Raw genomic sequence first — 14,423 nt, forward strand, 5'->3', positions numbered from 1 at the left:
GGCCCGCACCGGGCAGAGGCGGCGCCGGCACCCGGCCTGCCGCCGGGCCTGGCGCCGGGCCACGCACCCGGCCTGCCACCGGGCGTCCCACCGGGCGTCCCACCGGGGGCGCCGGTGCGGGGGGCGACGCGCGGGCAGCGCCTGGCGCTGTTCGCCGGGCTTGCGGCGGTGCTCTTCACCGGGCTCTGGATGTTCTCGGCGATCCTGACGCCCTTCGTCCTGGCCGCGGTGATCGCCTATTTCCTCGACCCCATCGCCACGCGGCTGACCCGGCTGCGGCTGCCGCGCACGCTCGGCGCGCTGCTGCTGGTGCTGGGCATGGTCGCCGTCGCCCTGCTCGGCGTGCTGCTGCTCTACCCGCTGCTGATCGCCCAGGTGACGGTGCTGCTGCAGCGGCTGCCCAGCTACGTGCTGGGCGTCGGCCAGGCGGTGCGGGACGCGCTGGTGGCGCTTTCGGAAGCGGTGGGGCCGGAGATGTTCGACCAGCGCCTGCAGGACCTGGCGGTGGGCCAGGCCGGGGCGATCATCTCCTGGCTCGGCACCTCCATCGCCCGGATGATCGGCGGCACGGTGGCGCTGTTCAACGTCTTCACCCTGGTGACGGTGACGCCCGTGGTCGCCTTCTACCTGCTGCGGGACTGGCCGGCGATGCTGGCGCGGATGGATGCCTGGCTGCCGCGGCGGTCGGCCGCCACGCTGCGGCAGCTGGCGCGGGACACCGACCGGGTGCTGTCCGCCTGGCTGCGCGGCCAGCTGCTGTGCTGCGCCCTGCTGGCGATCTACTACGCCGCGGCGCTGTCGGCCGTGGGGCTTGAGCTCGGGCTGACGGTCGGCCTCGTCTCCGGCCTGCTGTCCTTCATCCCCTATGTCGGGTCCATCACCGGGCTGATCACCGCGCTGGCCCTGGCGCTGGCGCAATTCGGCACCTGGAACGGCGTGCTGCTGGTGCTGGCGGTCTTCCTCGCGGGGCAGGTGATCGAGGGCTACATCATCTACCCGCGCCTGCTGGGCGACCGGGTGGAGCTGCACGCGGTCTGGGTGATCTTCGCGCTGTTCGCCGGCGGCGTCGCCTTCGGCTTCCTCGGCGTGCTGCTGGCGGTGCCGCTGGCCGCCGTGCTGGGCGTCATCGCCCGCTACTGGCTGCGGCGCTACCTGGAAAGCCCGCTCTACCTCGACCCGCCGCGCACGGGGTCCTGATGGCGCCGCCGCCTAGCGGCCTGCCGGCGCGGCAGCTGGCCCTGCCGCTGCCCCTGCTGGCCGGCCACGACCTGGCCGACCTGCTGGAGGATGCCAGCAATGCCGCGGCGCTGGCCTGGCTGCGCCGGCCGGCGGACTGGCCGGGCGGGCGGCTGGCGCTGTTCGGCCAGGCGGCGACCGGCAAGACCCATATGCTGCGCGGCCTGGCGGCGGCGCGCGGCTGGCCGGTGCTGGAAGGGCTGGCGCTGCGCGGCTGGCCGGCGGTGCCGCCCGGCGAAGGCCTGGCGCTGGACGATGCGGATTGCGCGCCGGAGGAAGCGGCGCTGCTGCACCTGCTGAATCTGTGCGCCGAGCGCGGGCAGGCCGTGCTGCTGGCCGGGCGCGACCCGCCGGCGCGCTGGGCGGTGACGCTGCCCGACCTGCGCAGCCGGCTGCGCGCCATGCCGGCGGTGGCGGTGCATCCGCCCGGGGATGCGCTGCTGTCCGCCCTGCTGCGGCGGCATTTCCTGCTGCGGCAATTGCGGGTGGAGCGGCCGCTGCAGGACTGGCTGCTGGCCCGCCTGCCGCGGGCGGCGGCGGCGATGGAGGAGGCGGCGGCGCGGCTGGACCGCGCCGCCCTGGCCGCCGGCGGGCGGGTGACCCGCGCCCTGGCGCGGGAGGCGCTGGCGGACCTGCCCGGCTTCGGCCCCGGGCCGGAGGATGACGATTCGATGGCGTCCCGGCGGGATGCCTGCCCGGATGGCCCCAGCCTGCTATAGGCTGTCGCCCCTGCCCGCCGCGCGAGCGCCGGGCGGGCACGGCCGGCGCGGCCCCGCCCCGCCCGCCGGCGGGCCATCCCGCCCGCCGGGGCATGGGCCAGGTTGCGGGTCCCCGGGGCGGGCCAGAAGAACGGGCAGGAGGAGAAGACGCGCATGTCGGTCGCCGAGACCCTGCCGCCCCAAGGGCTCTCGCCGGGGGCATCCCCGGCGGAGCCCGCCATCGGGCCCGAGGATCCCGCGCGCTTCATCAACCGCGAGCTGTCCTGGCTGGACTTCAACACCCGGGTGCTGGAGGAGGCGGCGAATGCCCGCCACCCGCTGCTGGAGCGGCTGCGCTTCGTCGCCATCTCCGCCTCCAACCTCGATGAGTTCTATTCCGTCCGCGTCGCCGGGCTGATCGGCCAGGAACGGGCGGGCATCGCCACCCTGTCGCCCGACGGCCGCACGCCGTCGCAGCAGCTGGCCGACATCTATGCCCGGGCGCGCGCGCTGATCGAGGGGCAGCAGACGGAATGGCGCACGCTGTGCGCCCTGCTGGCCGAGGCCGGGGTGGCGCTGACCGGCGCCCCGGCGCTGAGGGAGGCCGAGCGCGACTGGCTGGCGACCTGGTTCATGGACCGGGTCTTCCCGGTGCTGACGCCGCTGGCGGTGGACCCGGCGCATCCCTTCCCCTTCATCAGCAACCTGTCGCTGTTCATGGTGCTGAAGCTGGTGCGGGAGGAGGATGGCGGCACCATGCGCGCCCTGCTGCCGCTGCCGCCGCAGATCGACCGCTTCATCCGCCTGCCGCAGGCGGACGGCGACCCGACGATCCGCTTCGTCCAGCTGGAGGATGCGATCACCCTCTCGCTCGGCCGGCTCTTCCCCGGCTTCATCCCGGCGGAACAGGGGCTGTTCCGGCTGATCCGCGACACCGACGTGGAGTTCGAGGAGGAGGCGGAGGACCTGGTGCGGTCCTACGAGACCGCGCTGAAGCGCCGCCGGCGCGGCCGGCCGATCCACCTCTCGGTCACCGCCGCGACGCCGTCCGACATGGTGGAGTTCGTGATCGAGGAGCTGGACGCCGACCGCAGCGGCGTGGTGGTGGTGGACGGGCTGCTGGGCATCGCCGACCTGAAGCAGCTGATCGTCGACGACCGGCCCGACCTGCTGTTCACGCCCTATGCGCCGCGCTTCCCGGAACGCATCCTCGATTTCGGCGGGGACTGCTTCGCCGCCATCCGCGCCAAGGACATCGTCGTCCACCACCCCTATGAATCCTTCGACGTGGTGGTGCAGTTCCTGCGCCAGGCGGCGCGCGACCCGAATGTCGTCGCCATCAAGCAGACGCTGTACCGCACGTCCCGCGAAAGCCCGATCGCCCGCGCGCTAATCGAGGCGGCCGAGGCCGGCAAGTCCGTGACCGGCGTGGTCGAGATCAAGGCCCGCTTCGACGAGGAGCGGAACATCGCGCTCGCCCGCGAACTGGAAGCGGCCGGCGTGCAGGTGGTTTTCGGCTTCGTCGACCTGAAGACCCACGCCAAGGTGTCGCTGGTGGTGCGGCGGGAAGGCCAGGCGCTGCGCAGCTACGCGCATTTCGGCACCGGCAACTACCACCCGATCACCGCGCGGATCTACACCGACCTGTCCTTCTTCACCGCCGACCCGGCGCTGACGCGGGATGCGCAGAAGCTGTTCAACTACATGACCGGCTATGCGCGGCCCGAGACGATGGAGGCGCTGGCCTTCTCCCCGCTGACGATCCGGCCGACCCTGCTGGGGCTGATCGAGCAGGAGGTCCGCTTCGCGCGGGACGGCAAGCCGGCCGGAATCTGGCTGAAGATGAACAGCCTGGTGGATGAGCAGCTGATCGACGCGCTGTACCGCGCCAGCCAGGCCGGGGTGAAGGTGGACTGCGTGGTGCGCGGCATCTGCTGCCTGCGGCCGGGGGTCGCCGGCCTGTCCGACAACATCCGGGTGAAGTCCATCGTCGGCCGCTTCCTGGAGCATTCCCGCATCATCGTCTTCGGCAACGGCCACCGGCTGCCGTCGCGCCGGGCGAGGGTCTACATGTCCTCGGCCGACTGGATGGCGCGGAACATGGACTGGCGGGTGGAAACCCTGGTGCCGGTGGAGAACCCGACGGTCCATGCCCAGATCCTGGATCAGGTCATGGTGACCAACCTGAAGGACACCGCCCAGAGCTGGGAGCTGCAGCCGGGCGGCGACTGGCGGCGGACCAGGCCCGGCGTGCAACCGATCTCGGCCCATGAGTATTTCATGACCAACCCCTCGCTCTCTGGCCGGGGCAGCGCGTTGCGGCGGCAGGCCCAGGCGGGCGCATCCGCCGGGACGCCGCCCAGCATCCGCCGGGCCCGGCCGGACCGCGTCGCACAGGACTGAGTCGCTTGGACACACCGGTACGCCTCTGGACCGGCGGGCGCGAAGGCGCCGGCAGCCCGGCCCGCAGCGGGATCGTCGATCTCGGCTCCAACTCCGTCCGCCTCGTCGTGTTCGAGGGGCTGGGGCGGAACCCGCAGGCCATCTTCAACGAGAAGGCGGTGCTCGGCCTCGGCCGCGGGCTGCAGGGCACGGGGCGGCTGAACGACGAGGCGATCGGCCCCGCGCTGACCGTGCTGTCCCGCTACCACGCCGTGGCCCGCGCCATGCGCGCCGACCCGCTGGAGGTGCTGGCGACCGCGGCGGTGCGGGACGCGACCAACGGCCCCGACTTCGTCGCGGCGCTGCAGGCCCGCATGCCCGGCGTGCCCATCCGCATCCTGACCGGTGAGCAGGAGGCGGAGTTCTCCGCCGCCGGCGTGCAGCTGGGCTTCCCCGGCGCCGAGGGCATCCTGGGCGATCTCGGCGGCGGCAGCCTGGAGGTGGTGCGGCTGGAAGGCGGCCGGGCGGCGCGCGCCGCGTCCCTCCCGCTCGGCGCCATCCGCCTGAGCGAGCGGGCCGGCGGCGACGTGGTGCGGGCGCGGGCGATCGCCGAGGAAGCCCTGGCCACCGTCCCCTGGCTGGCGGAGGGCGCGGGCCGCGACCTGTACCTGGTAGGCGGCGCCTGGCGGGCGCTGGCCCGCATGCACATCGCCCAGACCGGCTACCCGCTGGCGATCGTGCATCACTACGTCCTCCGGCGGGAGGAAGCGCGGGATCTGGCCGGGGTGGTGATGGCGGCGTCCCGCCGGGTGCTGGAGAGGATGCCGGGCGCGCCGCAGAAGCGGCTGGCCGACCTGCCCTTCGCCGCCGTGGCGCTGCGCCGCCTGCTGCGCGCCACCGGCGCCGGGCGGGTGGTGTTCTCCGCCAACGGGCTGCGGGAGGGATGGTACAGCGCCCTGCTGCCGCCGGCGGTGCGGGAGGCCGACCCGCTGCTGTCGGCGTCGCGGGAACTGGCGATGCGCTGGGGCCGCGATTCCGGCCTGCCATCGGCGCTGCTGGCCTGGACCGACCCGGTCTTCTCCGGCCAGGAGGCCGGCGGCCCCGGGGGGGGACGCGCGCTGCGGGATGCCGCCTGCTGGGTGTCCGACATCGGCAGCCACGACCACCCGGAATATCGCGCCGAGCAGGCCTTCCTGCGCATCCTGCGGCAGCACGGCGTCGGGCTGGACCACCATGCGCGCGCCTTCCTCGGCCTGGTGGCGGCGCTGCGCTACGAGGCGGAGCCGAGCGCCCCCTGGCTGGCGCCGACCCGGGTGCTGCTGGACGTGCCGACGATCCGCCGGGCGGAGGCGCTGGGGGCGGCCCTGCGGCTGGCCTATACGCTGTGCGGCGGCACCCCGGCGCTGCTGGCCGGCACCAGCCTGGAGCGCCAGGGCGGGCGGCTGGTGCTGCGCCTGGCCGAGGGCACGGGCGTCTTCGCCGGGGAAAGCGTGCTGCGGCGCGTGGAGGCGCTGGGCGCGGCGCTGGGGCTGGAGGCGGTGGTGGAGGTGGAGAACGGCTGAGGCGGTCGCCGGGGGCGGGGGAGCGACCATCGGCGAGGGAAGGGCATGCCCTTCCCGGGCCCTTCTCCGCCATGCCTGGGTTTGGCCGCTGGGGGCGCCGGGGAGCCCGGCGTCCGCCCGGCCTGCTGCAGGGTTCCTTGGCTGCGCCTCGCCGGCCGGTCGCGACAGGTCCGGACGCGGCCCGGCGCGGATGGCCGTTCCCGGACGGCCCCGCATCCGGGACCGCCGCCCGACGCCCGCCCCCAATCGCCCACCCCCGATCGCCCGCCGCGGCCGCCTGCGTTCCAGGATGCACGCCGCACCGCTGCCGCATGCCGTCGCCGCACCGGCCCCGCGCCGCGGGGCGTTCACGCTTCCCCGCGATCCGCCCTAGTCTGGGCGGGCTGCATGGGATGGAGCGGACGCCGTGGCGGGACAAGGCGGTGGTGACCCCGGGGTGCTGGCCCGCCTGCTGTTCCGGCGCAGGCAGGACGGCGTCGTCCTTCCGGTGGCGGACCTGGCCGGGAGTCCCGCCGACCTGACGGCGGCCTATGCGGTGCAGGATGCGCTGGACGGCCTGTTCCGCGCCGAGGCCGGCCACCGCGCCATCGGCTACAAGATCGCCGGGACCAATCCCGCATCGCGCGCGCATCTTCGCATCGACGCGCCCTTCTTCGGCCGGCTCTACGACGGCATGGCCAGCGCCACCCCCGCGGCGCTGGCCTTCCGCCCCGGCTTCCTGCGGGTCCACGAACCGGAAATCGCGCTGCAGGTCGGGCGCGACCTGCCGGCGGCGGAGGCGCCGTTCGATGCCGACGCGATGGCGGCGGCGACCCGCGCCGTGCTTCCGGCCATCGAGATCATCGGCACCCCTCTCGACCCCTGGTCCCAGGCGGGCGTGGCCAACCTGGCCGCCGACAATGCGGCGTTCGGGCACTGGATCATGGGCGCCCCGGTCACCGACTGGCGCGGCCTCGACCTCCTGGACGGTGCCGTGACGGTCTGGATCGACGGGCAACACGCCGCGACCGGCAAGGGCAGGAATGTCGACGACGGCGCCTTCGGCGCGGCCGCCTGGCTTGCCAATGCGCTGGCCGGGCGCGGCGTGTCCCTGAAGGCCGGGGACTACATCACCACCGGCTCCGTCACGCCGCCCATCCCGGTGCAGCCGGGCCAGCATGTGCGGGCGGATTTCGGCGGCCTCGGCAGCGTCGAGGTCCAGGTCCTGGACGCGCCCGGGACCGCGTCCTAGTGCCCCGCCCGCGAAGCTCGCAGCCAACGGCTGCGAGCTTCGCGGATCAGCAGGCCACTGCAAGCACAGGCGAGTGGTCCGGACCGAAGGGCGCCGCACCGCCGGGGCATGCCGGTTTCGGCGTGGCGTCACCCCGCGATGCGGGCGCCCCCCACGCCGTCGCCGGAACCAGGGGCCGTCCCGCCGCTCGCGGCACCGCGTCCCGCCCCGGCGGGACGGTCAGTGGCCCCTGGCGGCAACCCGGCGCCAGCCCCGCCGCCGCGCCCTACGCCGCCTTCCGCTGCGCCAGCCAGATGCCCAGCCCGATCAGCGCGATCCCCGCCGCGTGGTACAGCCTTGGGACCTCCCCCAGCAGCAGCACCGCCAGGATCGTGCCGAACACCGGCACCAGATGCGCCGCCAGCCCCGCCGTGTTCGGCCCCAGCAGCAGCACCGCCCGGTTGTAGCAGAGATAGGCGAGCACCGAGGCGAAGACCGCCACATAGCCCACCGCCAGCAGCGCCGTCGCGGTGAGCGGCATCGGCCGCCCCGCCAGGCTGTCCGCCACATGCACCGGCAGCAGCACCAGCGCGCCCAGCACGAAGGTGGCGGCGACGAAGCTCAGCCCATGCACCGCCGGGCGCCGCCGCAGCAGCGCGGTGTAGACGGAATAGGCGAGGATGCCGGCCAGCATCCACAGGTCGCCGCGGTTCAGGTCCAGCCGCGCCAGCACGCCCGGGTCGCCGCCGGTGACCAGCACCAGCGCCCCGGCCAGCGACACCGCGATGCCCGCCCCCTGCCGCGCGCCCACCCTCTCCCCGAACAGGACGAAGCTGGCGAGGACGATGGCCACCGGCATGGTCGATTGCAGCATGACGATGTTCAGCGCCGTCGTGCTCTGCGCCGCGGTGTAGAGGCAGGAATTGAACACCGCGACGCCCAGCACGGACAGCGCCAGCATCGGCTTCCAGGCGCGCCGCATCGCCGGGATGTCCCGCGCCAGGTGCGGCCAGGCGAAGGGCAGCACGATCGCCGCGCCCAGCACCCAGCGCCAGAAGGCCAGCGCCAGCGGCGGCACCTCCTCCGCCACGGCACGGCCGACGATGGCGTTGCCGGCCCAGAACAGCCCGGGCAGCGCCATCAGCAGCCAGGCCTGGTCCAGCGGGCCGCGCCGCGGCGCGCCGGGCGCGGCGCTACTCAAGCCAGGGGCTCTCGAGATAGACGGCGCCGTTGTAGTTGTCCGGCCGGTCGGGCGGCACGGCGAGTTCCAGCAGCAGGCCGTCCGCCGCCGCGCTGGGCCAGAAGGCTCGCCGCACCACGCGGCTGGTGCCGGGCGGCAGGTCGAGCGGCGGCGCGTCCAGCAGGTCACCCGCCGCATTCGCCAGCCCGATGCGCAATCGCTGGGGCGGCGCCTGGTCGCCGGTGGTGATGCGGGCGCTGAACAGCCGCCGGCCCCGCCGCAGCGGCGGCAGCGGCCGCCAGAGCAGCCGCAGCGGCGCCTCCCAGGGGGAGTTGGGGTGCAGCTGCATCCCCCAGCCGGTGCCGAAGGTCCAGGGATTGCCGTGCCGCAGGGTCACCGTGCCGCCATCGGGCAGCGGATGCTCGCCCTCCGGCGCCGGGGCCTCGGCCGGGCCGAAGGGCAGCAGCAGCGGCATGGCATCGGCCGGCCTGGGCGGCGGCGCCACCGCCGCCCAGGCGCCGGGGTGCACCAGCCGGGCCGGCACCCCCGGCGCGCCATGCTGCCGCAGCGCCGCGGCCGCCGCGCTCCCCTCCCGCGCCAGCAGCAGCAGGTTCTGCGCATACCACCAGTCCACCTCCGGCGCCGCCCACAGCGCCGGCCGCAGCAGGTCGAAGCAGAGGAAGCCTTCCGCGGCGAAGAGCCCGGCCCACCAGTCCGGCCATTGCTCGTTCACATGGTGGTCGCCGCCCTGGTGCGGGATGGCGGCGGAGAACAGCACGGCATCCGCCAGCCCGGCCAGCAGCCGCACCAGGCCGGGCGCCCGGCCCGGCTCCAGGTGCTCGGCGACCTCCAGGCACACAGCGAGGTCGGCCGGCAGGGCGAGATGCGCGGCGATCGCAGGGGCCTCGGCCGCCGCCAGGTCGGCCGCCAGGAAGCGGCGGGGGGGGATCAGCAGCTGGTCGCGCGGCACCCAGTCGCCATCGAGGCCGAGGATCTCCCCCGCGCCGCGTTCCGCCGCCGCCGCCAGCCAAGCGCCGGTGCCGCAGCCGATATCGACGACGCGGCCGGGCACGCCGAGTTGCCGGAAGGCCTCCGCCAGCACCCGCCGGGCGGAGCGCAGGGCGGCTTCGGCATGCCGTTCGTAGAAGGACGCGGCATAGGGCGCGGCGGCATCGGCCATGGCGGCGTCAGCCGGGGTGCCGCCGCCGGGGCGGGGAGGCCGGGCGGATCGCCGCGCCGGCCCGATCGCGCATCCTGGCGGCCGCGCCCCGCCCCTCCGCCTGCCTGGCCCCCTGGCGCGGCATCCGGCCCGGGCGCCTCAGGCGGCCTCGATCAGCTTCACCCGCCGCCCATCGACGCCCAGCGCCAGCCGGCCGGATTTCAGCGCCAGCGCCGCATCCCCGAACACCTCCCGCCGCCAGCCATGCAGGGCGGGCAGGTCCGGCTCGGCCTCGGTCGCCAGGCGGTCCAGGTCCTCGGAGCTGGCCAGCAGCCGCGGCGCGACATTGTGCTCCTCGGACTTCGCGGCCAGCAGCACCTTCAGCAGCGCCACCAGGGCGGGGGAGGGGCTGGGGCCGCCGCGGTCCTTCGGCGGATGCGGCAGGTCGGCCTCCGCCTCCCCCTTCGCGTCCTTCACCGCGGCCAGCAGGCCGGCGCCGCTGCGGCCCTTGGCGAAGCCTTCCGAGATGCCGCGGGCCCGCGCCAGGTCGGCCGGCGTCTCCGGCGACGTCGCCGCCAGCTCCAGCAGGGTCTCGTCCTTCACCAGGCGCTGGCGGGGGATGTTGATGCGCTGCGCCTCCCTCTCCCGCCAGGCCGCCAGGGCGCGCAGCATGCCGAGGAAGCGGCGGTTGCTGGTGCGGGGCTTCAGCCGTTCCCAGGCCTTCTCCGGCTCGGTCCGGTAGGTGGCGGGGTCGTTCAGCACCGCCATCTCCTCCGCCACCCAGTCCAGCCGGCCTTCCCGTTCCAGCCGGGTGCGCAGGCCGGTATAGATCCGCCGCAGATGGGTGACGTCGGCGGCCGCATAGGCGATCTGCTGCGCCGAGAGCGGGCGGGCCGACCAGTCGCTGAACCGGTGCGCCTTGTCGATCTGCGCGCCGGCGAGCGAGCGGGCCAGCGCGTCGTAGCTGACCTGGTCGCCGAAGCCGGCGACCATGGCGGCCACTTGGGTGTCGAACAGCGGGTTCGGCACGGCGCCGAATTTCAGCAGGAAGATCTCGATATCCTGCCGCGCCGCGTGGAAGACCTTGGTGACCTTGCGGTCGGCCAGCAGGGCGCCGAGCGGGGCGAGGTCCATGCCCTCGGCCAGGGCGTCGACCACCGCCGTCTCCTCCTCCCCGCCCAGCTGGACCACGCAGAGTTCGGGCCAGTAGGTCCGTTCCCGCATGAACTCGGTGTCCACCGTGACGAACTCCTCGGCGCGGAGGCGCTCGCAGAGCGCGGCCAGCTCCTCGGCCTTGGTGATCAGGGCAGGCGCGGTTTCGGCGGCTTGGCGGCGGCTCATGCCTTCGGGTTCTAGTCCCGGTGGCAGGCCGGGGAAAGCCATGCGGCTTGACAGGAGGGGGTGGGGGCGCCTCAAACCCCGCGACTTCCAGCAAGGCCAGGTTCCCGCCCCATGCATGCCTACCGCACCCATACCTGCGGCGCGCTCCGAGCCGCCGATGCCGGCGCCACCGTCCGGCTTTCCGGCTGGGTGCACCGCAAGCGCGACCATGGCGGCCTGCTGTTCGTCGACCTGCGGGACCATTACGGCCTGACCCAGTGCGTGATCGCGCAGGGGTCCCCGGTGTTCGAGGCCGCCGACCGCCTGCGGCCCGAGAGCGTGATCACCGTGACCGGGGAGGTGGTGACGCGCGAGCCCGGCACGGTGAACCCGAAGCTGCCGACCGGGGAGGTGGAGCTGCGGGTGCGCGAGCTGGTCCTGCAATCGGCGGCCGAGGTCCTGCCCTTCCAGGTGGCGGGCGAGCAGGAGGCGCCGGAGGAGATGCGGCTGCGCTACCGCTTCCTCGACCTGCGGCGGGAACGGCTGCAGCGCAACATGGTCCTGCGCGCCCAGGTCATCCAGGACATCCGGGAACGGATGATCGCCGTGGGCTTCAACGAATTCCAGACGCCGATCCTGACGGTGAGCAGCCCGGAGGGCGCGCGGGACTTCCTGGTGCCGGCCCGGCTGCATCCCGGCAAGTTCTACGCCCTGCCGCAGGCGCCGCAGCAATACAAGCAGCTGACCATGGTGGCGGGCTTCGACCGCTACTTCCAGATCGCCCCCTGCTTCCGCGACGAGGCCGGCCGCGCGGATAGAACCCTCATGTTCTACCAGCTCGACGTCGAGATGAGCTTCGTCACGCAGGAGGACGTGTTCACGACGATGGAGCCGGTGCTGCGCGGCACCTTCCAGCGCTTCGCCGAGGGGCGGGCGGTGGATGCCGGGCCCTGGATCCGCATCCCCTATGCCAAGGCGATGCTGGACTACGGCACCGACAAGCCGGACCTGCGCAACCCGCTGGTCATCCGCGACGTCACCGCGCCCTTCGCGGGTTCGGGCTTCGGGCTGTTCGCGAAGATCGCGGCCGGCGGCGGCGTGGTGCGCGCCATCCCGGCGCCGGGCGCCGGCGCCAATCCGCGCAGCTTCTTCGACAAGATGAACGAATGGGCGCGCGAGCAGGGCGCCGGCGGCCTGGGCTACATCACCTTCGACGCGGAGGGACCCAAGGGCCCCATCGCCCGCAACCTGGAAGCCGACCGGGCGGAGGCGATCCGCGCCGCCTGCGGCCTCAAGCCCGGCGACGCGGTGTTCTTCGCCGCCGGCAAGGAGGCCGAGGCGGCGAAGCTCGCCGGCCAGGCGCGGCTCAAGCTCGGCCACGACCTCGGCGTCTCGGAGAAGTCCGGCTTCCGCTTCTGCTGGATCACCGACTTCCCCTTCTACGAGCTGAACGAGGAGACGGGGCAGGTCGACTTCTCCCACAACCCCTTCTCGATGCCGCAGGGGGAGATGGAGGCGCTCGAGACGAAGGACCCGCTGACCATCCCCGCCTACCAGTACGACGTGGTCTGCAACGGCTACGAGATGGCCTCGGGCGCCATCCGCAACCACAAGGCGGAGATCATGGTGAAGGCCTTCGGCATCGCCGGCTATCCGCCGCAGGCGGTGGAGGAGCGCTTCGGCGGCATGCTGAACGCCTTCCGCTACGGCGCGCCCCCCCACGGCGGCATGGCCGCCGGCATCGACCGCATCGTCATGCTGCTGGCCGAGGAGCCCAACCTGCGCGAGGTCAACCTCTTCCCCATGAACCAGCAGGGCGAGGAGCTGATGATGGGCTCGCCCTCCGCGGTCGAGGAGGCGCGGACGCGCGAGCTGCATATCCGCACCGTCCTGCCGCCGGCCAAGGCCAGCGGGGAGAAGTCCGGGGAGAAGCCGGCCGCCAAGCCGGCCTGAGCCTGCGGGCCGGCCCGGCGGCCGGCGGCCTCGCCGGCGGAGGGGGCCAGGGAACGGGCCAGGGGACGGGCCAGGGGAGGGATCCTCGGAGGGACCCTGGGAGCGGCCCGGGGAGGGCCGGGCGAGGGGCCCGGGTCAGCCCGGCCGCCGCAGGGTCCGCCCGGCCCGGCGCAGCAGGCGGCGAAGCCCGGGCGGCAGGTGCCCGCCGATTCGGCGCAGGGGGCGGGTCGCCCGCCAGATCGTGCTCTGCTCGATCGCCGAGAGCCTGTCGCGGCTGGCGGCGAGCCGGGCCTCGTAGCCTTGCCGGATGGTGTCGGCTTCGGCGCGCAGGGCCTGCGACCGGGCTTCGGCCCGCGCCTGGGCCGCGTGGGCCGCGGCCAGGCGCGCATGCAGGGCATCGACCGCCGCGGCCGACCGTGCCGCCGCGGCCGCGCACTCGGCCCGCACCCGGGCGATCTCGGCCAGGGCCGCCGGGCAGGCGGCGGCCGTCTCGCAGGGCGTCCTCGCCCCCTCGGCCTTGATGCGCCGGACATGGCCCAGCACGCCGCGGGTGTAGAAGGCCCAGCGCGCCTCCTCCGCCGCCGCGTCGTCGAGCAGGCGCTGGCCGAATGCCGCGGCCGGCATGCCATCGGGCAGGGACAGCCCGGCGACCTGCCGCGCCGCGGCGGCGAAGACGTCCCGCAGCGCCGCGTCCAGCGGCCAGCGCCGGCTCAGCCGCAGGCCGGGAAACTCGATCTGCTCGCGGGCCGAGGAGAGATCGACCGTGAGCCCCACCCGGTCGCGCAAGGCCGCCTCCAGCGCGCGCCGGTCCTCGCCGTCCACCGCCAGCCGGTTGGCGTCGACCACCCGGTCGGCGTCGGCCGCCGCGCGCATGGAGAGCGACAGGTGGAAGCCCATGAAGGCGCGGAAGGCGTCGTCCTCGCCCCGGTAGCCATGGAAGCCGCCCGCGGCATCCGCGGCGATGCAGGGCCGCAGCGCGGCCAGGACCGGATCGCCGGCATCGGCCAGGATGATCTCCCGGACCGTGCCCAGGAAGTAGCCATTCCCGGTCTCCGCCTGGTGCAGGTAGGAGATCCATTGCTGGAACAGGTTGCGGTGCAGGAGGATGTGCCAGCCGCCGAATGCCCGCTTCAGCGCCCCCACCCGCCCGAGGGTGCGGGTGCAGGTGAGGACGGGGGTCCGGCCGAGCCGCTCCGGCCAGTCCAGCAGCGCCTGCACATAGGCCCGCTGGCCGTCCGGCAGCGTCCCATCCGGCTTCGGCATGAAGGCCTGCAGGGCGAAGGCCTTCGCATAGCCGGGGATGCCGCCTTCGGCGGCGAGGAGCGGCGCGAATTCGCGGAAATACGGCTCCACCTTCGGGTGGTTGGAATGCCAGCTGCGGTCATGGATCTGGTCCACCTGCGCCGCCTGCAGGCTTTCCAGGATCTCGTGGAAGATCTCGCAATAGGCGTAGCTGGCCGGATCGGCGCGGAGGGCCGCCCAGAACCAGGTGCTCGAGGTGCGGAAGCTGGAATGGACGAAGAGTCTGGCGTGCTGCATGGCGGATCCAGGGACGGGCCGGCGCGGCTGGCAGGCGGCGGCAGGGGGTTCGGCCGCTGGGCGACCGCGGGGTGGCGGGACCGGGGCGTCGCAGGCGGGCGCCGCCGCGGTCGGGTCCAGGCCGGGCCGCGGCGCAAGCGGCCCGCGCCGGCCTGACCGGATGGCTGCGGGCCGCGCAGCACGG

At 74.4% G+C, this 14,423-nt stretch carries 10 protein-coding genes; 6 read left to right on the top strand and 4 right to left on the bottom strand.

The features are described from left to right. The 5 genes from E2C05_RS20655 to E2C05_RS20675 all read left to right on the top strand — a co-directional run. Positions 1–1,197: AI-2E family transporter (locus E2C05_RS20655; protein ID WP_275670512.1), on the top strand; the 1,197-nt coding region annotated here is incomplete at its 5' end. Then, the gene (locus E2C05_RS20660; protein ID WP_133221549.1) at positions 1,197–1,955 is read left to right on the top strand and encodes a P-loop NTPase family protein; all 759 of its coding nucleotides are present in this window, start codon (positions 1,197–1,199) and stop codon (positions 1,953–1,955) included. The genes E2C05_RS20655 and E2C05_RS20660, both read left to right, overlap by 1 nt. A 153-nt stretch (positions 1,956–2,108) precedes the next feature. Then, positions 2,109–4,337, top strand: a complete 2,229-nt coding sequence (locus E2C05_RS20665; RefSeq protein ID WP_133221550.1) for an RNA degradosome polyphosphate kinase — start codon at positions 2,109–2,111, stop codon at positions 4,335–4,337. 5 nt (positions 4,338–4,342) lie between these two features. Beyond that, positions 4,343–5,878, top strand: a complete 1,536-nt coding sequence (locus tag E2C05_RS20670; protein ID WP_207191775.1) for a Ppx/GppA phosphatase family protein — start codon at positions 4,343–4,345, stop codon at positions 5,876–5,878. Positions 5,879–6,284: 406 nt separating this feature from the next. After that, entirely contained in the window at positions 6,285–7,109 is an 825-nt protein-coding gene (locus E2C05_RS20675) for a 2-keto-4-pentenoate hydratase (RefSeq protein WP_133221551.1), read from the top strand. Positions 7,110–7,374: 265 nt separating this feature from the next. Here the strand turns inward: E2C05_RS20675 and E2C05_RS20680 are convergent, their stop codons facing one another. From E2C05_RS20680 to rnd, 3 genes are all read right to left on the bottom strand, one after another. Continuing rightward, the gene (locus E2C05_RS20680; protein ID WP_240046806.1) at positions 7,375–8,289 is read right to left on the bottom strand and encodes a DMT family transporter; all 915 of its coding nucleotides are present in this window, start codon (positions 8,287–8,289) and stop codon (positions 7,375–7,377) included. Continuing rightward, complete coding sequence (locus E2C05_RS20685) at positions 8,282–9,448, bottom strand: methyltransferase domain-containing protein (protein WP_133221552.1); 1,167 nt, start codon at positions 9,446–9,448, stop codon at positions 8,282–8,284. The genes E2C05_RS20680 and E2C05_RS20685 overlap by 8 nt, the downstream gene beginning before the upstream one ends. Before the next feature lie 138 nt (positions 9,449–9,586). After that, positions 9,587–10,768, bottom strand: coding sequence for a ribonuclease D (gene rnd / locus E2C05_RS20690; protein WP_133221553.1), 1,182 nt, complete (start codon positions 10,766–10,768; stop codon positions 9,587–9,589). 111 nt (positions 10,769–10,879) lie between these two features. Here rnd and aspS point away from each other — a divergent pair, with 111 nt between their 5' ends. After that, positions 10,880–12,700, top strand: a complete 1,821-nt coding sequence (gene aspS, locus E2C05_RS20695) for an aspartate--tRNA ligase (RefSeq protein ID WP_133221554.1) — start codon at positions 10,880–10,882, stop codon at positions 12,698–12,700. 135 nt (positions 12,701–12,835) lie between these two features. On the opposite strand, the gene E2C05_RS20700 is transcribed toward aspS, so the two are convergent. Beyond that, positions 12,836–14,239, bottom strand: coding sequence for a hypothetical protein (locus E2C05_RS20700; RefSeq protein WP_133221555.1), 1,404 nt, complete (start codon positions 14,237–14,239; stop codon positions 12,836–12,838). Between the last annotated feature and the right edge of the window lie 184 nt (positions 14,240–14,423).

The organism is Paracraurococcus ruber, from assembly GCF_004353985.1.
Taxonomy (GTDB): Bacteria; Pseudomonadota; Alphaproteobacteria; order Acetobacterales; family Acetobacteraceae; genus Paracraurococcus; species Paracraurococcus ruber.